Below are 21,162 nucleotides of genomic sequence, written 5' to 3' on the forward strand. Positions count from 1 at the left end.
GACGTTACGGCCTTCGGGCGGCGACAACCCAGCGGCCTTTCAGAGCATGATCCGGAAAAGTGGGTACCGGTTTCCGAACGGATCATGCGCCGCAGAAGAGCAGGGAATTGACCGTGTCCGACCTCGCAACGCTCGAAAAATCCATCCTCGACCAGATCGCCGCCGCGTCTGACGAAGCCACCCTCGAAGCGGTGCGCGTCGCCGCCCTCGGCAAGAAGGGCTCGATCTCGGCGCTCCTTGCGACCCTCGGAAAAATGTCGCCGGACGAGCGCAAGACCGAGGGCGCCAAGATCAACCTCGCCAAGGATGCGGTGACGCAGGCGCTCGCCGCCCGGCGCGATGTGCTGAAATCCGCCGCGCTCGATGCGCGGCTCGCCGCCGAGACCATCGACGTCACGCTGCCGCTGCGCGATGCGGCGGCCGAGACCGGCCGCATCCACCCGCTCAGCCAGGTGTTCGAGGAAGTCAGCACCATCTTCGCCGACATGGGCTTTGCGATCGCCGAAGGTCCCGACATCGAGACCGACGACTACAACTTCACCAAGCTGAACTTCCCGGTCGGCCATCCCGCCCGCGAGATGCACGACACCTTCTTCTTCAATCCGAAGGAAGACGGCTCGCGCATGCTGCTGCGGACCCACACCTCGCCGGTGCAGGTGCGCACCATGCTCAGCCAAAAGCCGCCGATCCGCATCATCTGCCCCGGTCGCACCTACCGCATCGATTCGGACGCGACGCACACGCCGCAATTCCACCAGGTCGAGGGACTGGTGATCGACAAGCACTCGCATCTCGGCCACCTCAAATGGATCCTGCACGAGTTCTGCAAGGCGTTCTTCGAGGTCGACCACATCAACATGCGCTTCCGTCCGTCCTTCTTCCCGTTCACCGAACCGTCGCTCGAAGTCGATCTGCAGTGCCGCCGCGACAAGAACGAGATTCGCTTCGGCGAGGGCGAGGATTGGATGGAGATTCTCGGCTGCGGCATGGTGCACCCCAACGTGCTGCGCGCCTGCGGCATCGATCCCGACGTCTACCAGGGCTTTGCCTGGGGCATGGGCATGGACCGCATCGCGATGCTCAAATACGGCATCGCCGATTTGCGCCAGCTGTTCGAGAACGACGTCCGCTGGCTCGACCACTACGGCTTCAAGCCGCTGGAGCTCCCGACCATCGCCGGGGGATTGAGCGCGTGAGTCTCACTCTTCTATCCGGACTCTCGAGAATTTCCTCCGTAGTGAACGCCAACCGAATTCGAGGCATGCAGCCATGAAGTTCACCCTCTCCTGGCTGAAGGACCATCTCGACACCGACGAGCCGCTGGAGAAGCTTGCCGACAAGCTCACCATGATCGGGCTCGAGGTCGAGAACATCGAGGACAAGGCCAAGCAGCTTGCGCCGTTCACCATCGCGCGGGTGATCTCGGCCGAGCAGCATCCGAACGCTGATCGCCTCCGCGTCTGCATGGTCGACACCGGCGACGGCGGTGCGCCGGTGCAGGTGGTGTGCGGTGCGCCGAATGCGCGCGCCGGGCTGATCAGCGTGTTCTCAGCCCCCGGCACCTACATCCCCGGCAAGAACATCACGCTCGGCGTCGGCACTATCAGAGGCGTCGAGAGCCGCGGCATGCTGTGCTCGGCGGCCGAACTGCAGATCTCCGAAGATCATGACGGCATCATGGAGCTGCCGGCGGATGCGCCGCTCGGCAAAGGCTATGCCGAGTGGGCGGCGCTCGGCGATCCCGTCATCGAGATCAACCTGACGCCGAACCGGCAGGACTGCGCCGGCGTGCACGGCATCGCGCGCGACCTCTCCGCCGCCGACATGGGCAAGCTGAAGGATCCTGCGATCAGGCCGATCAAGGGCGAATTCCCCTGCCCGGTGCAGGTCAAGGTGGAAGACCCGACGCTCTGCCCGGGCTTCGCGCTGCGCCTGGTGCGCGGGGTGAAGAACGGCCCGTCGCCGGAATGGCTGCAGAAGCGGCTGACCGCGATCGGCCTGCGCCCGATCAACGCGCTGGTCGACATCACCAACTTCATGACCTACGACCGTTCGCGCCCGCTGCACGTGTTTGACGCGAGGAAGGTGACGGGCAACCTCACCGTCCGCCGCGCCAAGGACGGCGAGAGCCTGCTCGCGCTCGACGGCCGCACCTACACGCTGGACGGCAATGTCTGCGTGATCGCGGACGAGCACGGCGTCGAATCGCTCGCCGGCATCATGGGCGGCGAGGCCTCGGGCTGTGACGAGAACACCACCGACGTCTTGATCGAATCGGCGCTGTGGAACGAGATCAACATCGCCCAGACGGGCCGCAAGCTCGGCATCAATTCGGATGCGCGCTATCGCTTCGAGCGCGGCGTCGATCCGGCCTTCATGGTGCCCGGGCTCGAGCTCGCCACCAAGATGGTGCTGGAGCTGTGCGGCGGCACGCCGTCCGAGAATGTCGTGGTCGGCAGGCAGTTCGGCGAGGATCGCGTCATCGACTTCCCGCTCAGCGAGGTGAAACGGCTCGCCGGCATCGAGGTGCCGCTGGTCGAGGTCAAGCTGATCCTCACCCGGCTCGGCTTCATGCTGGCCGGCACTGGCCCGGTGGTGAAGATCGCGATCCCGTCCTGGCGCACCGACGTGCTGGGCAAGGCCGACATCGTCGAGGAGATCGTGCGCATCGTCGGCGTCGACAAGGTGCCGATGACGCCGTTCGAGCGTGGCGAGGAGCCGCGCAAGCCGGTGCTGACGCTGCTGCAGCTGCGCACCCGCCGCGCCAAGCGCGCGCTCGGCGCCCGCGGCATGGTGGAAGCCGTGACCTGGTCGTTCATCACCAATGACGCGGCCAAGCTGTTCGGCGGCGGGCAAGCGGAGCTCGTGCTCGCCAACCCGATCGCGGCCGATCTCTCCGACATGCGGCCGAGCCTGCTGCCCGGCCTCGTCGCGGCTGCTCAGGCCAACATCAACCGCGGCTATTCCGACGTGGCGCTGTTCGAGGTCGGCCAGGTGTTCCGCGGCGATCGTCCGCAGGACCAGCTCGTTGCGGCCTCGGGCGTGCGTCACGGCTATGCCTCCGCGAAGGGGCTCGGCCGGCACTGGACCGGCGCTTCGCTGGCCGACGCGATGGATGCCAAGGCCGACGCCTTCGCCGTGGTGGCCGCCGCCGGCGCGCCGATGCAGGCGCTGCAGATCGTTCCCGGCGGCCCCGCCTGGCTGCATCCGGGCCGATCCGGCACCATCCAGATCGGACCGCAGAACGTGCTCGGTTATTTCGGCGAGTTGCATCCGCGCGCGGCCGAGGCGCTCGGCGCCGACGGCCCGATGATCGTCTTCGAGGTGATCCTCGAACGCATCCCGGAAGGCAAGCAGAAGGCGACCCGCGCCAAGCCCGTGATCGACCTCTCCGCGTTCCAGCCGGTGTCGCGCGACTTCGCCTTCATCGTCGACCGCAACGTCAAGGCGGGCGACATCGTCCGCGCCGCGCAGGGCGTCGACAAGAAGCTGATTTCTGGCGTGACCGTGTTCGACGTCTATGAAGGCAAGGGCATCGATCCCGACAAGAAGTCGATCGCGATCGCGGTGACGATCCAGCCGCGCGAGAAGACGATGACCGACCAGGAAATCGACGCCGTGGCGGCCAAGGTCGTCGCCGAGGTGACAAAGAAGACCGGCGGCACGCTGCGGGGGTGACGTGGGCGCGGATGCGGACCCATCACCGTCACAAGCTTATCACCGTCACCCCCGCGCAAAGGCTTCGCCTTTGTCGCTGGAGGTGGCCGCTTCTTCGGCGGCCCTCGAAGGGTCGGCCCGGCTGGTGGCCGATTCATCCTTCGAGGCTCGCTCCGCTCGCACCTCAGGATGACGGGTCTGATAAGGTTGCGGTCTGAACCACCGTACGAGGACGCGCTGAACAGCAGACCGGGCCCCATCCCACTCTTCCCATGACCTCCCTCACCCTCATCCCCTCCGGCATCTCGACCAGCATCGCGCTCGCGATCTGCGCCATTGCCTTCGTCTCCGGCACCGCGCGCGGCTTTTCCGGGTTCGGCTCGGCGCTGATCTTCATGCCGCTGGCGAGCAGCGTCGCGGCGCCGCGGCTGGTGGCGGCGCTGCTCTTGATCATCGACTTTGTCGCGGCGACGCCGCTGCTGCCGAATGCCTGGAAGCATGCCGACCGCAAGGCGACCGCGGTGATGGTGGCGGGGGCGTTGGTCGGCGTTCCCATCGGCACCTATTTCCTCACGGTGCTCGAGCCCGTCACCACGCGCTGGATCATCTCCTGCTTCGTCGCGGCGCTGCTCGCGCTGCTGCTGTCTGGCTGGCGCTACCACGGCAAGGGCCATGCGGCACTATCGGTCGGCGTCGGCGGCCTCTCCGGCTTCTGCAGCGGCCTCGCGCAGACCGGCGGCCCGCCGATCGTCGCCTACTGGCTGGGACGTCCGATCTCCTCGGTGGTCTCGCGCGCCAACATCGTGCTGTTCTTCGGCGCCTCCGACTTCTTCTCGCTGGTCAGCTATTTCTTCACCGGGCTGATCACGGCGGAGTCGGTCAAGTTCTCGCTGGTCGTCGGTCCGGTCTACGGTATCGGCGTCTGGTTCGGCGCCGCGCTGTTCGGCAAGGCCAGCGAAAAGGTGTTCCGCGCGATCTGCTACGCGCTGATCGCGGCTGCCGTCATCGTCGGGCTGCCGGCGCTTGATGGCATCCTGCGCGGCGGCTAGGGTCACGCTTCAATCGAAGAAATTGCCGGAGGAGCCCATGATCGATCGCCGCAACGCGTTGAAACTGGCGCTCGGCAGCGCCGCCATCCTCGCGGCACCGGGCGTGCGGGCGCAGGACGCCAAGCCGCGCACGCGCGTCGTATTCCTCGGCACCAAGGGTGGCCCGCGGGTCGGCATCGGCGCTTCCAATCCCGCCAATCTCGTCGTCGTCGGCGATACCCCGTTCGTGATCGATTGCGGCATGGGCGTCAGCCGGCAGCTGGTGCGGGCGGGCGTGCCGATCCCCTCCGTGAAGTACATCTTCATCAGCCACCACCATTCCGATCACAATCTCGAATACGGCAATCTGTTCTACAACGCCTGGGCCGCCGGCCTGAAAACGCCGATCCATTCGTTCGGCCCGAAGGGCATCGAGGCGATGACCAAGGCGTATTGGGAGCTCAACAAGTTCGACGTCGAGACCCGGATCGAGGACGAAGGCCGCCCCGACCCGCGTCCGCTGCTGGTCGCGAAGGACATTACTGACGACGGCGTCGTACTGAAGACATCCGATGTCACCGTCACCGCGTTCCGCACCCCGCATCCGCCGATCGTCGACAACTTCGCCTACAAGTTCGAGACGCCGGACGGCGTCATCGTGTTCTCCAGCGACACCGCCTACAATCCGAAGCTCGCCGAATTCGCCAAGGGCGCCGACGTGCTGGTCCACGAGTGCCTCTACGTTCCGGCCGTCGACCGCCTGGTGGCAACCACCAAGAACGGCGCCACGCTGAAGAAGCATCTGCTCGACAGCCACACCTCCACCGAAGACGTCGGCCGCATCGCCGCCGCGGCCGGCGTGAAGATGCTGGTGATGAGCCACTTCGTCCCCGGCGATGATCCGTCGGTCACCGACGACGACTGGACCAGGGATGTGAAGAAGAACTTTTCGGGGAAGATCGTGGTGGCGAAGGATCTGATGGAGCTGCGGCTGCCGGTGTGAGTGGCAGCCGCCTCGCGCGCTCACTGGTCCACGGCCGAAATACCGAAGAACAACCCCATGCAAAGTAGCCGGCGGCTGCCGTGCGTCTTCGCTGCTGGGGCCCACCGGTGGAATGGTACCCGGCCTTTCCTGCCGCCCCACCCGCTGCGTCATCGCCCGGCTCGACCGAGCGATCCAGTACGCCGTGGCCTCTCGGCTCAAGCACCACTGCCTCTGGAATACTGGATCACTCGGTCAAGCCGGGTGATGACACCGGTTGTGTGGCCGGCGATCGTGCAACACATCAATGCGTCGTCTTCCGGCGGCGCGGCTTCGCGGCGGGGGCAGCCGGTTCCGGCGTCGCATCCTTGATCCCGCCGATCCGACGTAGCGCGGCGTCGGCGGCGCGTTCGCCGCTTTCCCAGGCGCCGTCGATGGTGCCCCATAGCGTCTCGTGCGTGGCTTCGCCGGCGAGATACATGCAGCCGATCGGTTCGGTCAGAACCCTGCGCGAAAACTGTCCGCCGGGGGCGGCGGCCGACATCGCGCCGAGCACGAAAGGCGAAGCGTTCCAGCGGGTGGCGCTGGTCTTCTTCACGGCGGCGCCGACCTCGCTGCCGTAGAGCTTGGTCAGCCACTCCACCGCGAACGCTGCCATCGCCTTCTCGCCCTGCGCCGACAGATCGCGCCCGAAAGAGCCCGCGACGTCGATCGTGCACAGCGACGAGCCGCCGATACTGCCGTAGAGCAGCGCAGTTTTCGTCGAATTGCTCTGCTCGACGATGACGTCGTCGCGCGACAACCCGAGCGGATTGCCGGCGAGCTGCAGCGCGATCCGATCGTAGCTGCCGAGGCTGAGCTTCGCGGCGGCATCGAGCGCGCGCTTCGGCAGTTCGGGCGCGAAGCGGATGTTGCCACTCGCCAGCACGTTGCTCGACACGGTGATGATGGCGGCGCGCGCGGTGATCTTGCCGGCCTGGGTCTCGACCATCACGTCGCGATTGCTCCACAGCATCCGCTGCGCCGGCGTCGACAGCGCCAGTGGAAGCTGCTCGCCGAGCTTTGCGATCAGCGTGCCGAGCCCCTGCCGGCAGGCGATCGCAGTGTTGCGGTCCTGCGCGCGCGCCTTGTCGACGGCGGAGACATCCTTGAGATCCTTGCCGCAAAAGGCGGGGCCAAGCAGGAATTCCACGGTGCCGGTCCAATCGCCGAGATCCTTCGGCAACGCCGCGGCGCAGGCGATATCGGCCTTGCGCGAAGCTTCGTCGATGGCGCGGTTGGAACGCACCAGCGCCGCCAGAAACTCCTCGGTCTCGCCGGGACGGGCATAGCGCCGGCCGATGCGGATCTTCTGGCCGGCGGGCGCGGTGACGATGTCGAGCCCGGCCGCGCGGGCCAGCCGGATCATCGGATTGGTCTCGGGATTGTGCATCCAGCGCGCGCCGCGATCGAACGGCGCATCGAAACTCGACGCGTCGGTCTGGCAGCGGCCGCCGATCTGCCCGCTCGCCTCCAGCACGATCACCTTGCGATTCGCGGCGGCGATCCGTCGCGCCGCGGCGATGCCTGCGGCCCCCGCGCCGATCACCACGACATCGGCCTCGCGCGGCAACGGCGCGGCAAGCGCCCGGCCACCCAGCGCGGGCACCAGCGCGAAACCTGCGGACGCCGTCAGGAAATCGCGGCGGGTGATTGTCATGACATGGTTTCCGGAGGCTTGCAGGGAATGAGAACGCTTCGCGAACTGTGCCGCATCTCACGGATCGCAGCAACCATCAGGGTAAATCAATCATGATTGATCGATGGCATGCATGAACTAAATTGCAACGGCTTGCGACGACCATTAGGTGACAACAAGCGGTCGTAGAGCCGCTGGGGGGAATCGATGGGCGTAGTGCTCGATACCGTCGGCCAATGGATCGCGGGCTACCTTCAGAAGGAGGTCCCGGGTTACGAACCGTTCACGCCGAGTGATCCGGAACATCTGCGCGGCATCATCCAGCCGGGCGATGTCCTGCTGGTCGAGGGCAACAACCGGATTTCCGGCATCATCAAGTACCTCACGCAGTCGACCTGGTCGCATGCGGCGCTCTATGTCGGACCGATCGATGGCGCGTTCGAGCCCGACGGCGAACAGCACATGCTGATCGAGGCCAATATCGGCGAGGGCGTGACCTCCGCGCCGCTGTCGAAATACTTCGCTTATCACACCCGGATGTGCCGTCCGGTCGGGCTGTCCTATGAGGACCGCACCACGGTGTGCCGCTATGCGATCAACCGCATCGGCTTCGGCTACGACACCAAGAACATCGTCGATCTTGCGCGCTATCTGTTTCCGCTGCCGATCCCGCAGCGCTTTCGCCGCCGCATGATTGCGTTCGGCTCCGGCGATCCGACCAAGATCATCTGCTCGGCGCTGATCGCGCAGGCGTTCGACGCCGTGCGCTATCCGATCCTGCCCAAGATCACGCGCGCGGCCAGCCGCAAGGCGCGGCGCGAGATCCTGCATATCCGGGATTCCTCGCTGTATATGCCGCGCGATTTCGACATCTCGCCCTATTTCGAAATCGTCAAACCCACCATCGTGCAGGGATTCGACTACACAGCGCTGCACTGGGCCGACAAGCAGAAGCCGCTCCAGGAGGTGGCGGGCGAATTCAGTGTGTTTCCAGAGCGCAAATCGCCGCCGCTTGTTCCTGAAACGGCTGACGAAGAGGCGCCGGTGGCGATTGCAGAAGTAACTGACGCCGGCGGGGAGTCGGCGCTGGCTTGATCGCTAGAATGTCGCCGCCAGCGTCAGGCGCACGGCGAGCGGCTCGGCGGGATGCACATGGCGGTCGGCGACGCCGTCGATCGGTTCGCCCGGCAGCCGCGACAGATAGTAATATTCGATCTGGTTGGTCTGCGCGTTGAACAGATTGAACACGTCCAGCTGCAGCCGCGTCCCGTTTTCGAATCTGTAGCCGGCGCGTGCGTTGACGATGAACGACGATTGCGAGCGGACGCTGTCGTCCTCGATCAGCGGGCGCGGACCGAAATAGCGGGCGCGCAAGCTCCCGAACCAGCCATTCTCGCGGCCGAGGGTGATGCCACCGCTGGCGATCCAGCTGGGTGCGCCCGGAATGAAATTTCCCACCGGATCGACATCCGTGAAGCGAGCCCGGGTATAGGCGAGATCGAAATCAAGCCGCATCCAGGGCAGCAGCTTGTACTGGTTGGTCCACTCGACGCCGACGCGCCGGCTCGGCCGGCTCGGCTCGGTGGTGCCGGCATCGCCGACGAACAGCAGCTCGGAATCGAAATCGAGCACGAACACGGCGAGCGACGAGGTGAGCCCGTCGATCGCGCGGGTGCGGATGCCGAGTTCGGCGCCCTTCGAGCGCACCAGCAGCGGCACGCGCTCGAGCGGCGTCACCTTGTCGTTGGGATCGACCGTGATGGTCGCGCCGCGGATGTCGTTGGAGTGCAGGCCGTAGCCGGTATTGCCGTAGAATTCGGTCTTGAACCAAGGGCCGAGCACGATGCCGGCCTTCGGGCTCGTCATCGCCGCCTCTGCGTTGCCGGAATTCTGCGGCGTGTCGCTCAGCACGTGGCCGGCGAAGTAATCCTCGCGGATGCCGACCGTGGTGCGCAGCCAGTCGGTCCAGCGCGCCGTGGTATCGGCCCACAGCGCGACGCTCCCCTCCTGCACCTGGTCGCTACGCACGGTGGACAGGATCTGCCGCTGCACCGTCTTGAACAGCCCGACATTGATATCGTCGTAGCGGGTCTGCACGCCGACCCGGGTCTGCGTGTCGATCCCGGCCACGCGCCCATCGAAGGCATGGCTGGCGTCGAAGCCGTAGACGGTGCGTCTGTCGGTCTGGCTGAACTGGTCGCCGTTGACGGGATCGTCGAGGAAGTAGGTGAAGTCGTTGTAGAGCTGCAGCGACGAGCGGATCACATAGGCGTTGGCCTTGGTCTGTCCGTAGTCGCTCGACTGCGCCCAGCTGCCGGACAGGCTGAAGCGGCTCGCGGTGCCGCCATCGGTCGGATTGAGCGTACCATAGCGGTCGATCAAGCCCTGATCGATCGCGCGCTGCGCGACCTGGTCGGTTGAATTCCAGCCGTTGGCATAGGCCATCGCGGTCAACGAGAAGCCGTCGGTCGCGGTGCCCTGGCTGTAGCGCAGCACGCCGTTGAGCTTGCGGACGTCGTCCGGCACGTCCCAGGGGCCGTTGTATCTGTTGGCTTCGTAAGCTGCGAGCAGCGTGCCCTCGCCGACCTTGGTCGAGCCCGCGGCGAGCGCGCGCCGATAGCCGAAGCTGCCGGCGGTCAGCTCCACGATGTTCTTCGGCAGGCCGTTGAGATAATTGATGTCGACCGCGCCAGCGGAGGCGAAATCGCCCTTGTCCGCGTAGTAAGGACCCTTGCGGACATCGACCGAGCGGATCAGCTCCGGGATCAGGAAGTTGATGTCGGCATACCCCTGGCCGTGACCGTGGGTCGGCATGTTGACCGGCATGCCGTCGACGGTGATGGCGAGATCGGTGCCGTGATCGAGATTGAAGCCGCGCAGAAAATACTGGTTGGCTTTGCCCTCACCGGAATGCTGGGTGACGATCAGGCCCGGCACCACCTCCAATGCCTCGCCGGGGCGCGAGAACGGGCGTGCATTGACCTCCTCGCCGCTGATCTGTGTCGCGCTGGCCGCGGTCGGCAGCAGGCCGGCCGCCTGCGAGGCTGCGGAGCCGGCGCTGATGCCGCCTGCCACCGCGGCGGCAGGCGATTGATTCACCTGCGGCGCCGCCGGTTTCCATCTGCCAGCCGCATGGCGTGAACGCTGCGAGGGCTTGGCGCGCTTGGGTGGGACGTGATCGGGCGACGTCACTGTCACCGGCGGCAACTGGCCGGCCGGACCGGAGACAGTCTCAGCCTCGGCCACCGGCACGAACATCGCTGCGGCTGCCGCCGCGGGAAATATCCGCCATCCAGTACGACGCACGACCACTCCCGCACGATACTGCTACAGTCGCGCGACGACCGCACAGTCCCACCAACCCCGGCAAGCCACGCCAGCCCGCCGTAGTATGATGTTACAATACAAATGTCATACTGCAACCCGGGCCCACGGATAGGTCCATGCAACGCATCACCATCACCATCGAGGACGATCTGCTCGCGGAGATCGACGCGGCCGCGGAGGCGCGCGGTTATCAGAACCGCTCCGAGATCATCCGCGACCTCGCCCGCGCCGGGCTGCAGCAGAGCGCGGAGGAGGCACCGTCAGGGCAGTGCGTCGCGGCGCTGGTCTATGTCTATGATCATGCCGCGCGCGATCTGTCGAAGCGGCTGGTGCAGAATTTCCACGGCCATCACGATCTGTCGCTGGCGACGCTGCACGTCCATCTCGACGACGACAGCTGCATGGAGGTGACGGCGCTGCAGGGTGACAGCGGCGAGGTGCGGCATCTCGCCGACCACATCATCGCCGAGCGGGGCGTCCGCTACGGCCGCGTCGTGATGATCCCGACGGCGGGGGAGAAGAAGCCGCGCAAGCGCGGGCATCGCCACGATTGAGGAACCGTAGCCCGGATGCAGCGAAGCGAAATCCGGGACCCCGCATCCGCGGATAGACTGCCCCGGATTACGCTTCGCTGCATCCGGGCTACGGATTCGGCTACGCCGCCTTCGCGTTGGTGCCGCGCGGCAGGCCGGCGCGCGCGAGGCCGCCATAGAGCGCTTCGTTCGGCATCTCGGCCTTGAGGATCGCGCGCACCTCGACGAGACGGTCGAGATCGATGCCGGTCGGAAATCCCTTGCTCTCGCAGAGGAACACGAGGTCCTCGAACACCACATTGCCTGTCGCGCCCGGCGCGAACGGGCAGCCGCCGAGGCCGCCGAGCGAGCCGTCGAGCACGCGGGCGCCTTCGTCGAGCGCAGCGGAGGCATTGGCGATGCCCATGCCGCGGGTGTCATGCAGGTGGACACAGACCGGCTTGGCGCCGGCGATCTTCACCGCGCCGCGCGTCAGCTCGCCGACCTGCTTCGGCCCGGCATAGCCGACGGTATCGGCGATCGCGACCATGTCGACGCCGGCCTCGTAGAGCTTCTCGGTGAGGCGCAGCACCTCGGCCGGATCGACGGCGCCGACGATCGAACAGCCCAGCGCCATCGAGATCGCGGCATTGACCACCGGCTTGTGCGCGCTGGCATCGCGCAATTCGCAGAGCCGCCTGACGTTCTCGATCGCGGACTCCCGCGAGCGGTTGGCGTTGGCCTGGCTGTGCTCCTCGGTCGCCGACACCACCGTGGCAACCTCGCCGACGCCGGATGCCAGCGCCTCGTTGACGCCGCGCTCGTTCAGCACCAGCGCGATGCCGTGCGCGCCGGGCAGTGCGGCGATCGTGGCGACGACGTCGCGCACGTCGACGAATTGCGGAAAGGTCTTGGCCGGCAGGAACGAGCCGACCTCGAAATGCCTTACCCCGGCAGCGTATTCATCGCGCACCCAGCGCTGCTTGGCCGATGTCGACGGGAAGGTCTTCACCAATTGCAGGCCGTCGCGCAGGCCGACTTCGCGCAGGGTCACTCTGTCGTTGGGATAGATATCGTGGACGCGGGTCATGGCAGCCTCACGCAGCGTTTCCGGTTGATGAGCGTTTTTGTTGTTCGAGCTCGGCGCGGACATCGTCGGTATCTTCGCCAAGCACCGGCACCTTCAGGCCTTCGCCAATATTTTTTCCGTTCAATTCGACCGGCAGCGCCGGCACGCGGAACGGCTTGCCGTCGGCGTTGACGTTGTTGACGAGGCCGCCGGGGCGCAGCACATGCGGATCCTGCAGCAGATCCTCCGGCCGGTTGATCGGCGAGAAGCAGATGTTGAGCGCGTCGAGCCTGGCCGAGAGGTCCGCCACGTTCCAGCCTTTGATCACCTCGGCGATGCGCGGAATGATCCGGTCGCGCGCCATGATGCGGTCGGTGGTGGTGCGCAAGGTCGGATCGTCGGCGAATTCCTGCAGTCCGAACTCACGGCAGAAACTCTGCCAATGGCCTTCGGTGACGACGCCGATGAAGATGCGGTCGCCGCCGGCGGCATCGAAGATGTCGTAGACCGGCCAGGCGTGCTCACGCTCCGGCATTGAGCGCGGCTTGCGGCCGGTCATCTCGTACTCGACCATGTGCTGGGCGACCAGGAACAGGCAGTTCTCGAACAGGCCGATGCGGATGTCGGCGCCATCGGTCTTGCCGCCGCGCTTCTGGTAGAGCGCGGAGACGATCGCGATCACGCCGAACATGCCGCCCATGATGTCGTTGGCGGAGGAGCCGACGCGCTGCGGCTTGTCGCGGGTGCCGGTCATCGTTGCGAGGCCCGACATCATCTGCACGACCTCGTCCAGCGCCGGGCGATGGTCGTAGGGGCCGGACAGGAAGCCCTTGTGTCCGGCGATGATCAGGTGCGGATATTTTTTGCGCAGCTCCTCGGCGCCGAGGCCCTGCTTGTCGAGCTGGCCGTCGCGAAAATTCTCCAGGAACACGTCGGCGCCGGCGAGCAGCTGGTGCATGGTCTCGCGGTCTTCGGCCTTGGCGAAGTCGAGCACGACGCTGCGCTTGCCGCGGTTGAACAGCGGGAAGAACGAGACGCCCATGCCGCCGAGCGAGCGGGTCTTGTCGCCTGCGGGAGGTTCGACCTTGATCACCTCGGCGCCGAGTTGCGCCAGGATCATGCCGCAGGTCGGCCCCATTACCATGTGGGTCATCTCGATGACCCTGACGCCTTCCAGTGGCAGTCCGCTTCCCGACATCGGTTGCTCCGTGCTCGTTGCGCTCTTGTTTCTGACGCGTTTTCTTCCCGAGAACCGGGTCCGGCCTGGCGCGAAAACGCTTTGGTATCCGCGCAGGCTAGGCTTCCGTACGCTATCTGAAAAATATAATCTGTCGAATAGTGTATTCGTGGTTCTAGAACGCTGGATTTTGATGGATTCGCGCCAGCTTCGCTATTTCATCGCGGTTTACGAGCAGCGCAACCTGTCGCGGGCGGCCGACCAGGCCAATGTCGCGCAGTCCGCGCTGAGCCACCACATCGCCAATCTCGAGGCCGAATTCGCAACGCCGCTGTTCGAGCGCAAGCCGCGCGGCATGGAACCGACCGCGGCGGGCGAGCGGCTCTACGAGCACGCCCGCATCATCCTGCGCGCAATGGCGGCGGCCGAACGCGAGATCAAGGAAGGCGGCAGCGTCATCGCCGGCGACATCTCGATCGGCATGGCCAATTCCGGGATGAAGGCGATCGGCGTGCCGCTGATGCGGACCGTGCTGACGAAGTATCCCAACGTGAAACTGTCGCTGACCGAGAGCCTGTCCGGCGCGACGCTGCTGCATCTGATGCGGTCAGAGATCGACCTCGCGCTGGTCTACAATCCGCCGGCGGAAAAGGACCTGATCGCCGAGCCGGTGCTGGAGGAACAGATGTTCTGCGTCGGCACCGAGAAGCTGGTCGGCAAGTCCAGGGCGCCGATCAGCTTCGAGGAGGTGACGCGGCTGCCGCTGATCCTCTTGCTCTACGGATTGTCGTCGCGCGCGCTGCTCGACGATCCGGTGCTGCTGAAGCGGCTGGAGGCGAACGCGATCATGCGGCTCAACTCGATCACCGGGATGATCGGCGCGCTCACCGACGGGCTCGGCTGCACGATCGCGACCGATCTGTTCGTGAAGGAGCAGTTGAAGGCGAAGACGCTGGTCGCGCGCGAGGTGATAGAACCGAAACTGACCCGCACGCTCTATCTCTGCCGGCTGCGCAACCGCCCGATGACCTATGTGATGGAGGAGATGTGCCGGCTGATCCGCGCCCTCGTCGCCGAGCAGGTCGGCCGCGGCGCCTGGCAGGCCAGCCTTTTGATGTGAGCCGGGATAGCGCCATCGAAAATCTCGAACGATCCCATCGATATGTTCGTCTGGATTTCTGGCTTCCCAGCGCCAAACATTGCGCGACCCGCACGCCTTCCCAAGAAAGGCGGCCCACCATCCGGGGAGGACCAACATGAGCGCCGTCGAACTCGGCTCGGCCGCCGACCTTGCCAGCACGACCAGCGGACCCGACGACATCTCGCGGCGGCTCGAGACGCTGCCGGCCTCCGCGCATATCTGGCGCCTCGTGATCCTGCTCTCGCTCGGCGGCTGCTTCGAGATCTACGATCTGTTCTTCACCGGCTACATCGCGCCGGGCCTCGCCCGCAGCGGGCTGATGACCACGACGACGCAGGCGTTCTTCGGTTTCTCCGGCATCGGCGCCTTCGTCGCTGCCACCTTCGCCGGTCTGTTCGTCGGAACCTTCTTCCTCGGTTTCCTTGCCGACCGCTTCGGGCGCAAGGCGATCTTCACCTGGTCGCTGCTGTTCTACACCGCGGCATCCGTGATCATGGCGTGCCAGACGACGCCGGGCGGCCTCCTGCTGTGGCGCTTCATCGCCGGGATCGGGATCGGCATCGAGGTCGTCACCATCGATGCCTACATCACCGAATTGGTGCCGAGCCGGATCCGCGGCCGCGCCTTTGCGATCAACCAGGCGGTGATGCTGTCGGCGGTGCCGATCGTAGCTGCCTTGTCGTGGTGGCTGGTGCCGCTATCGCCTTACGGCATCGACGGCTGGCGCTGGGTGGTGCTGATCGGCGCCGCCGCCAGCATGGTGATCTGGGTGCTGCGGCTCTACGTGCCGGAGAGCCCGCTCTGGCTGGCCCGCCACGGCCGTGCCCACGAAGCCGACCAGATCATGCGGACGCTCGAGGCCGCCGCCGGCACGGCTGCGACGCGGCCGGCGGCCCCGGTGATGATCGCGACTGCGCGGACACCGGTCACCGTGTCCGGTTATGCCGATCTGTTCCGGCCGCCTTATGCCTCCCTCGTCGTGCTGTTCATGATCTTCAATCTCTGCCAGGCGTTCGGCGTCTACGGTTTCGCCAACTGGGTTCCGGCGCTGCTGGTCGAGAAGGGCATCAACGTCACCAAGAGCCTGCAATATTCCTTCATCATCGCGTTCGCCTATCCGCTGGCGCCGTTGCTCGCATCGACCTTCGCCGATCGCTTCGAGCGCAAATGGATCATCTGCGGCGCCGCTGCGGCGATCGCGCTGTTCGGCATGGGGTTCGCGCAATTCTCGACGCCGGCGCTCTTGATCGCCAGCGGCGTGCTGGTGACCGGCGCCAACATGACGCTGTCCTACGCCTACCACGCCTACCAGACCGAGGTGTTCCCGACCGCGATCCGCGCCCGCGCGGCGGGGCTGGTCTATTCGATGAGCCGGCTCAGCGCGACCTTCTCCGGCTTCATCGTCGCCTTCATGCTGAAGGAGGCCGGCGTCGGCGGCGTGTTCGGCCTGATCACCGCGGCAATGATCATCGTGATCGTCGCCATCGGCGTCTGGGGACCCGCGGTCCGCGGCAAGCCGCTCGACGCCTAGCGCATTCGGTTCGGATCGGGCCGCGACGAAAGCGGCCCTTGCCGAAGCCGTATTGGGTGTCTACCTCTCGCGAGAACTTTTTACAGAGGTAACCCGGTCATGTTGGACGCCGCCGTCAAGGCGCTTTCGCAAATGTTGTCGCCGCCGATGCGCTCGATCCTGTGGCGCTCGATCGGGCTTGCGCTGGTGTTGATCACCGTGCTGGCGATCGGGCTGCAGCGGCTCTTGAGCTGGTTTGCCGACACTGGCGAGGTCTGGGCCGAGGGCATGCTCGGCCCCAACTTCCATTCCACGCTGCATGTGCTGTCCTGGATTATTTCGATCGCAGCCGGCCTCGGCGTCGTGCTCGGCGGCATCTTCCTGATGCCCGCGGTCACCTCGCTGATCGCGAGCCTGTTCGTCGACGACGTCGCCGATCATGTCGAGCGCGAGCACTATCCGGCCGAGCAGCCCGGCGTGGCGCTGCCGGTCACGGTCGCCACCATCGAGGGCGTCAAGACGGCGCTGCTCACTGTTCTGGTCTACCTGGTCGCCCTGCCCTTCGTGCTGTTCGCGGGCGCCGGCTTCATCATCTTCTTCCTCGCCACCGCATGGCTGTTGGGGCGCGAATATTTCGAGCTGGCGGCGATGCGGTTCCGCTCGCCGGCGGAAGCCAAGGCGATGCGCAAGGAGCATGCGGCGACCGTATTCACGGCCGGCCTGTTCATCGCGGCGTTCGTCTCGATCCCGGTCGTCAATCTCGCGACGCCGGTGTTCGGCATGGCCTTCATGGTCCACATGCACAAGCGGCTGTCCGGCCCGCGGCCGGAGCTGATCGAACCGGCGCGGCGTCAGGAAGTCTCGATGCGGTAGCCTGCGCCGTCAGGCAGGGACATCGCGCTTCCTGAACAAGCGCTTCGGCAAATTGAACGGCACCGGCGACAACGGGCCTTGCGGCGCGCGCTTGATCAACGCCACCAGGAACAGCGCCAGCATCGCGATCCAGAAGCACAGCCAGAAGCCGTCGATATAGGCGAGCGTGTTGGCCTCGCGCTGCACGAGCGCCGCGAGCGTTCCGACCGCGCGCGCCATCGCGGTGCCGGCACCGTGGGCGGCGAAGCTCTCCTCCATCCGCCGCAACAGGCGCAGCACGTCGGAAGCGCCATGCTGCACATACTGGCCGAGATAGTTGGAATGGATCTGCTCGCGGACCCGCAGCCAGGTCCCCATCAGCGAGATCCCGATCTCGGCGCCGCCTAGCCGGCTGATCTGGATGTAGGCCGCGAATGCCGTCGATCGCGCCGGGTCGGCATTGGACAGCGCCATGATGATGATCGGCAGCAAGGTGAGCGCCTGACCGACCGACATCAGCAACACGATGCCGACAAAATCCTCGCGGGCCCAGACATGGCTCAGCTGCGTGCCCCAGAGATTGGCCGCGGCGAACGCCGAGAAGCCGAGCACGACGACAATGCGCGGATCGAGATGACGGAGCAGGAAGATCGAGACCGGCACCAGCACGACCATCGGCAGTGCGCCATAGGTGAACAGCAGCACGCCGGACTGTTCCGGCCGCAGCGCCGTGATGGTGCCGAGGAAGTTCGGGACCAGCGACGAGTTCGACAGGCTGGTCAGCGTGTAGAGCAGGATGACGATCAGCGCGAGCCCGACATTGCGCGAGAACAGCACGTTGAAATGCGCCCAGGGCCGGCGCACCAGCGTCTCGTTGATCATGAAGCCGACGAACAGCACCGCGCCCCCGATCAGGAGCGCCATCACGGTGCCCGATTCCAGCCAGTCCAGCCGATTGCCCTGGTCGAGCCCGGCATAGATCATCGACACGCCGGCGCCGAGCAGCAGCATGCCGCCCCAATCGGCGTGGCGCAGCAGGTCGCGATTGACCGGCTCGTTCGGCGTGCCGAGATAGACCATCAGCCCCATCAGCGGCGCGATCAGCGCGCCCTGCCAGTACAGCCAGGGCCAGCCGAGATGTTCGACATAGAAGCCGACCAGCGAGCTCGAGGAGTCCAGCGAGAAGCCGACGCGGATCGAGTAGATCGAGATCGCCGGCAGCCACCAGTGGGTCGGCAGGTTGCGCAGGATGATCATCAGCGTCGCCGGCACGAAGGTGCCGAGCAGCATGCCGTGGGCGATGCTGAGCGCGATCAGCGTGGTGTAGTCGCGCACGAACGGGATAGTCAGCGAGACCAAGGCGTAAACGAGGCTCGGAATCCCCAGCACTCGGCGCAGGCCGAACACGGTGGCGAGCCAGGCGACCGCAGGCGCGATGAAGATCTGCGAGCCGATCGCGGCCGTCGAGAGCCAGGCGCCCTCGTCGAAGCCGAGCCCGAAGGCGCCGCGCAGGTCGGGCAGGCCGACCGTGGTCAGGCGGCTGTCGAAATTCGCCAGGAAGGCGCCGAGCAGCACGGCGCCGACCGCGAACAGCGGATATTGCGCGACGCCGCCCTGCGAGATCGGGCTGCTGTTGCGGTCGTCACTTTCCGCCATTGGCGACCGCCTCGCCGGTGTTGATGCGCGTCACGACCGACATGCCCGGCAGCAGGCGTTCGAGCAAGGGCTGGTCCTTGTCGAACCGGATGCGGACCGGGATGCGCTGCACCACCTTGGTGAAATTGCCGGTGGCGTTGTCGGGCGGCAGCAGCGCGAATTGCGAGCCGCTCGCCGGCGCGATGCGCTCGACCACGCCGCGCAGCTTCTGGCCGGAGAACGTATCCACGGTGACCTCGACCGGCTGGCCCGGCTTGACGTTGGTCAGCTGGGTCTCCTTGTAGTTGGCGATCACATAGACGTTCGGCAGCGGCACGACGTTGACCAGATTGGTGCCGATATTGACGTAGTCGCCCGGCTGCACCTGGCGCTCGCCGGTGACGCCGTCGAACGGCGCGACGATCCTGGTATAGCCGAGCTTGAGCTTGGCCTGCGCGAGCTGTGCCTTGGCGCCGTCGAGATCGGCCGCGCGCTGCTTCTTGGTGCCCTGCAGGACATCGAGCTGGTGGCGTTGCGCGGCGACCACCGCGCGGCTGGCGCGCACGTCGGCCTGTGCCTTGGCATAGGCCGCGGTCGCCTGTTCGAGGCGCTGGCGCGTGCCGGCGTCGGTTTGCGACAGCGATTGCTGGCGCTCGTCCTCCTGCCGCGCCAGCGTCTCCTGCGCCTCGGCGGACAGCCGCGAGGCTTCGCCCTGCGCGATCGTCGCGTATTGCAGCTCGACCTGATTATTGAGGTTGTCGAGCACCGCCTGCGCGCCGACCACACCGGCCTCGGCCTGCGCGACCTGCGCCTGGTAGTCGGCGGGATCGATCTGCACCAGCAGATCGCCGGCCTTGACGCGCTGGAAATCGGAGATGGCAACGGTGAGCACTTCGCCGGACACGCGGCTCGCGAGCTGGGTCAGCTCGGCCCGCACATAGGCATCATCGGTGGTCTGGATCGTCGCGCTGCCGACCCACGCGTTCCAATGCGTGGTCGCGACCGCGATGAACACCAGCGCAACAAGAACCGCGAACAGCGGAATCGCGAAACGGCCCCAGAAGCCGCCTGCCGCCGGTTGCGGCTGAGCCGGCACCGCGGCCGGAGCAGGCGCCGGACTGGCGGCTGGCGGACTGCTTTGAACCTGTTCTGTCACGACAAACTCCCTCGACCACACTCCGGATTGCCGGGCGAGGCTAACGACACATGTTGCGGACCATGCCTTAGACGGTCTTCTCCGGCCACCGGCAAAGATCGTTGATCAGGCATACCTCGCAACGCGGTCCGCGCGCGAGGCAGGTGTAGCGGCCATGCAGGATCAGCCAGTGATGCGCATGCAGCATGAATTCGGTCGGGATCACCTTCTCCAGCCCGAGCTCGACCTCGAGCGGCGTCTTGCCCGGCGCAAGCCCGGTGCGATTGCCGACGCGAAAGACATGGGTATCGACCGCCATGGTGTGCTCGCCGAACGCCATGTTGAGCACGACGTTCGCGGTCTTGCGCCCCGCACCGGGCAATGACTCGATCTCGGCGCGCGTGCGCGGCACCTCACCGCCGAACTCGGCGATCAGCTTCTCGGAGAGCGCGATGACGTTCCTGGCCTTGTTGCGATAGAGCCCGATCGTCTTGATGTAGTCGCGTACGCTGTCCTCGCCGAGCGCGATCATCTTCTCCGGCGTATCGGCGACCGCGAACAGCGACCGCGTCGCCTTGTTGACGCCGGCGTCGGTCGCCTGCGCCGACAGCACCACCGCGACCAGCAGCGTGTAGGGATTGAGATGCTCGAGCTCGCCCTTGGGCTCCGGGTTGGCCTTGCGGAACCGGCTGAAGGCTTCAAAGACCTCCTCCGCGGTCCAGGGCTTCGGCTTGACCACTTTCTTTGCCGATTCCTTGGCGACTTTCTTTGCCGCAACTTTGGGCAGCGACTTTGCCGTTTTCGCGGGCTTCTTCTTAGGCGCTGACCGAACGCTGGACGTTTTGGCGCGTTGGGATTTGGCGCGTTGAGCGCGGATGATTTTGGCCATGAACGGGATATACTGACACGTCATGACCGCAGGCAACGACTTTCCAGAGCAGGATGTTGAAGCGAATGCCGCCGCGGCCGAGCCGGCGCTGTTCTCGGCGTTGCTGACGCCGCATCGTTCGCTCAACCGCACCGGCTTCATCGTCCTGATGTCGTTCGTCACCGTCGTCAGCTTCGTCGCCGGCGCGGTGTTCTGGTGGCTGGGCGCCTGGCCGATCTTCGGTTTCTTCGGCCTCGACGTGCTGGTGATCTACTGGGCGTTCAAGGTCAATTTCCGCACCGCCAAAGCGAGCGAGGAGATCACCGTGACCGCCTCCGAGTTGCGGGTGCGCCGGGTCAGCCACCGCGGCCACGTCGCGGAATGGGTGCTCAATCCGCTCTGGGTGCGGTTCGAGCAGATCGAGCATGAGGAGTTCGGCATCGAGCGGCTTTACCTGGTCTCCCGGGGCCGCCGGGTCAGCATCGGCAGTTTCCTCGGCCCCGAGGAAAAGGCCAGCTTTTCCAAAGCCTTGACTGCTGCCTTGAATACCGCGAAACGCGGCCCGACCTACAATCCAATTGCTTGAACGAG

General features: G+C 65.9%; 17 protein-coding genes. 10 read left to right on the top strand and 7 right to left on the bottom strand.

Annotation, left to right across the window (positions count from 1 at the left end; all coding sequences use genetic code 11):
- Window positions 1-113: 113 nt before the first annotated feature.
- The 4 genes from pheS (at window position 114) to JQ633_RS14795 (ending at window position 5,688) form a co-directional block, all read left to right on the top strand.
- The gene (gene pheS, locus JQ633_RS14780; RefSeq protein WP_211985766.1) at window positions 114-1,196 is read left to right on the top strand and encodes a phenylalanine--tRNA ligase subunit alpha; all 1,083 of its coding nucleotides are present in this window, start codon (window positions 114-116) and stop codon (window positions 1,194-1,196) included.
- 73 nt (window positions 1,197-1,269) lie between these two features.
- The gene (gene pheT / locus JQ633_RS14785; protein ID WP_211985767.1) at window positions 1,270-3,678 is read left to right on the top strand and encodes a phenylalanine--tRNA ligase subunit beta; all 2,409 of its coding nucleotides are present in this window, start codon (window positions 1,270-1,272) and stop codon (window positions 3,676-3,678) included.
- 251 nt (window positions 3,679-3,929) lie between these two features.
- Window positions 3,930-4,706 carry a sulfite exporter TauE/SafE family protein gene (locus JQ633_RS14790; RefSeq protein WP_211985768.1) on the top strand — a complete coding sequence of 259 codons (777 nt, stop codon included), beginning with the start codon at window positions 3,930-3,932 and terminating at the stop codon, window positions 4,704-4,706.
- Between the two features lie 37 nt (window positions 4,707-4,743).
- A complete protein-coding gene (locus tag JQ633_RS14795; RefSeq protein WP_211985769.1) occupies window positions 4,744-5,688 on the top strand; it encodes an MBL fold metallo-hydrolase in 945 nt (314 codons plus the stop codon).
- A gap of 283 nt (window positions 5,689-5,971) precedes the next feature.
- Here JQ633_RS14795 and JQ633_RS14800 read toward each other — a convergent pair whose 3' ends face one another.
- The gene (locus JQ633_RS14800) at window positions 5,972-7,366 is read right to left on the bottom strand and encodes a flavin monoamine oxidase family protein (protein ID WP_211985770.1); all 1,395 of its coding nucleotides are present in this window, start codon (window positions 7,364-7,366) and stop codon (window positions 5,972-5,974) included.
- Between the two features lie 186 nt (window positions 7,367-7,552).
- On the opposite strand from JQ633_RS14800, the gene JQ633_RS14805 reads away from it, so the two are divergent.
- Window positions 7,553-8,440, top strand: coding sequence for a YiiX/YebB-like N1pC/P60 family cysteine hydrolase (locus JQ633_RS14805; protein WP_249159330.1), 888 nt, complete (start codon window positions 7,553-7,555; stop codon window positions 8,438-8,440).
- Between the two features lie 3 nt (window positions 8,441-8,443).
- On the opposite strand, the gene JQ633_RS14810 is transcribed toward JQ633_RS14805, so the two are convergent.
- The gene (locus JQ633_RS14810; RefSeq protein WP_249159371.1) at window positions 8,444-10,603 is read right to left on the bottom strand and encodes a TonB-dependent receptor; all 2,160 of its coding nucleotides are present in this window, start codon (window positions 10,601-10,603) and stop codon (window positions 8,444-8,446) included.
- Between the two features lie 185 nt (window positions 10,604-10,788).
- Here JQ633_RS14810 and nikR point away from each other — a divergent pair, with 185 nt between their 5' ends.
- Window positions 10,789-11,226, top strand: a complete 438-nt coding sequence (nikR, locus tag JQ633_RS14815) for a nickel-responsive transcriptional regulator NikR (RefSeq protein ID WP_211985771.1) — start codon at window positions 10,789-10,791, stop codon at window positions 11,224-11,226.
- Between the two features lie 100 nt (window positions 11,227-11,326).
- Here nikR and JQ633_RS14820 read toward each other — a convergent pair whose 3' ends face one another.
- Both JQ633_RS14820 and JQ633_RS14825 read right to left on the bottom strand, forming a co-directional pair.
- Window positions 11,327-12,274, bottom strand: coding sequence for a hydroxymethylglutaryl-CoA lyase (locus JQ633_RS14820; RefSeq protein WP_211985772.1), 948 nt, complete (start codon window positions 12,272-12,274; stop codon window positions 11,327-11,329).
- A gap of 7 nt (window positions 12,275-12,281) precedes the next feature.
- The gene (locus JQ633_RS14825) at window positions 12,282-13,451 is read right to left on the bottom strand and encodes a CaiB/BaiF CoA transferase family protein (protein WP_211985773.1); all 1,170 of its coding nucleotides are present in this window, start codon (window positions 13,449-13,451) and stop codon (window positions 12,282-12,284) included.
- Window positions 13,452-13,623: 172 nt separating this feature from the next.
- On the opposite strand from JQ633_RS14825, the gene JQ633_RS14830 reads away from it, so the two are divergent.
- The 3 genes from JQ633_RS14830 to JQ633_RS14840 all read left to right on the top strand — a co-directional run bounded on the left by JQ633_RS14830 (window position 13,624) and on the right by JQ633_RS14840 (window position 16,954).
- The gene (locus JQ633_RS14830; RefSeq protein WP_211985774.1) at window positions 13,624-14,550 is read left to right on the top strand and encodes a LysR family transcriptional regulator; all 927 of its coding nucleotides are present in this window, start codon (window positions 13,624-13,626) and stop codon (window positions 14,548-14,550) included.
- A 136-nt stretch (window positions 14,551-14,686) separates the two neighbouring features.
- Window positions 14,687-16,102 (top strand): MFS transporter, encoded by a 1,416-nt coding sequence (locus tag JQ633_RS14835; RefSeq protein WP_211985775.1) that lies wholly within the window; start codon window positions 14,687-14,689, stop codon window positions 16,100-16,102.
- Between the two features lie 99 nt (window positions 16,103-16,201).
- The gene (locus tag JQ633_RS14840; protein ID WP_211985776.1) at window positions 16,202-16,954 is read left to right on the top strand and encodes a sulfate transporter family protein; all 753 of its coding nucleotides are present in this window, start codon (window positions 16,202-16,204) and stop codon (window positions 16,952-16,954) included.
- A 9-nt stretch (window positions 16,955-16,963) separates the two neighbouring features.
- On the opposite strand, the gene JQ633_RS14845 is transcribed toward JQ633_RS14840, so the two are convergent.
- The 3 genes from JQ633_RS14845 to nth all read right to left on the bottom strand — a co-directional run bounded on the left by JQ633_RS14845 (window position 16,964) and on the right by nth (window position 20,592).
- Entirely contained in the window at window positions 16,964-18,589 is a 1,626-nt protein-coding gene (locus JQ633_RS14845; RefSeq protein WP_211985777.1) for an MFS transporter, read from the bottom strand.
- Complete coding sequence (locus tag JQ633_RS14850; RefSeq protein WP_349631566.1) at window positions 18,576-19,664, bottom strand: HlyD family secretion protein; 1,089 nt, start codon at window positions 19,662-19,664, stop codon at window positions 18,576-18,578. Before JQ633_RS14850 ends, JQ633_RS14845 begins: the two co-directional genes overlap by 14 nt.
- A 127-nt stretch (window positions 19,665-19,791) precedes the next feature.
- Window positions 19,792-20,592, bottom strand: a complete 801-nt coding sequence (nth, locus tag JQ633_RS14855; protein WP_211985779.1) for an endonuclease III — start codon at window positions 20,590-20,592, stop codon at window positions 19,792-19,794.
- Between the two features lie 22 nt (window positions 20,593-20,614).
- Here nth and JQ633_RS14860 point away from each other — a divergent pair, with 22 nt between their 5' ends.
- Window positions 20,615-21,157: a DUF2244 domain-containing protein gene (locus JQ633_RS14860; RefSeq protein ID WP_211985780.1), complete on the top strand. Its 543-nt coding sequence runs from the start codon at window positions 20,615-20,617 to the stop codon at window positions 21,155-21,157.
- Window positions 21,158-21,162: the final 5 nt, after the last annotated feature.

It is taken from the genome of Bradyrhizobium tropiciagri (assembly GCF_018130505.1).
GTDB classification, from domain to species: Bacteria; Pseudomonadota; Alphaproteobacteria; order Rhizobiales; family Xanthobacteraceae; genus Bradyrhizobium; species Bradyrhizobium tropiciagri_B.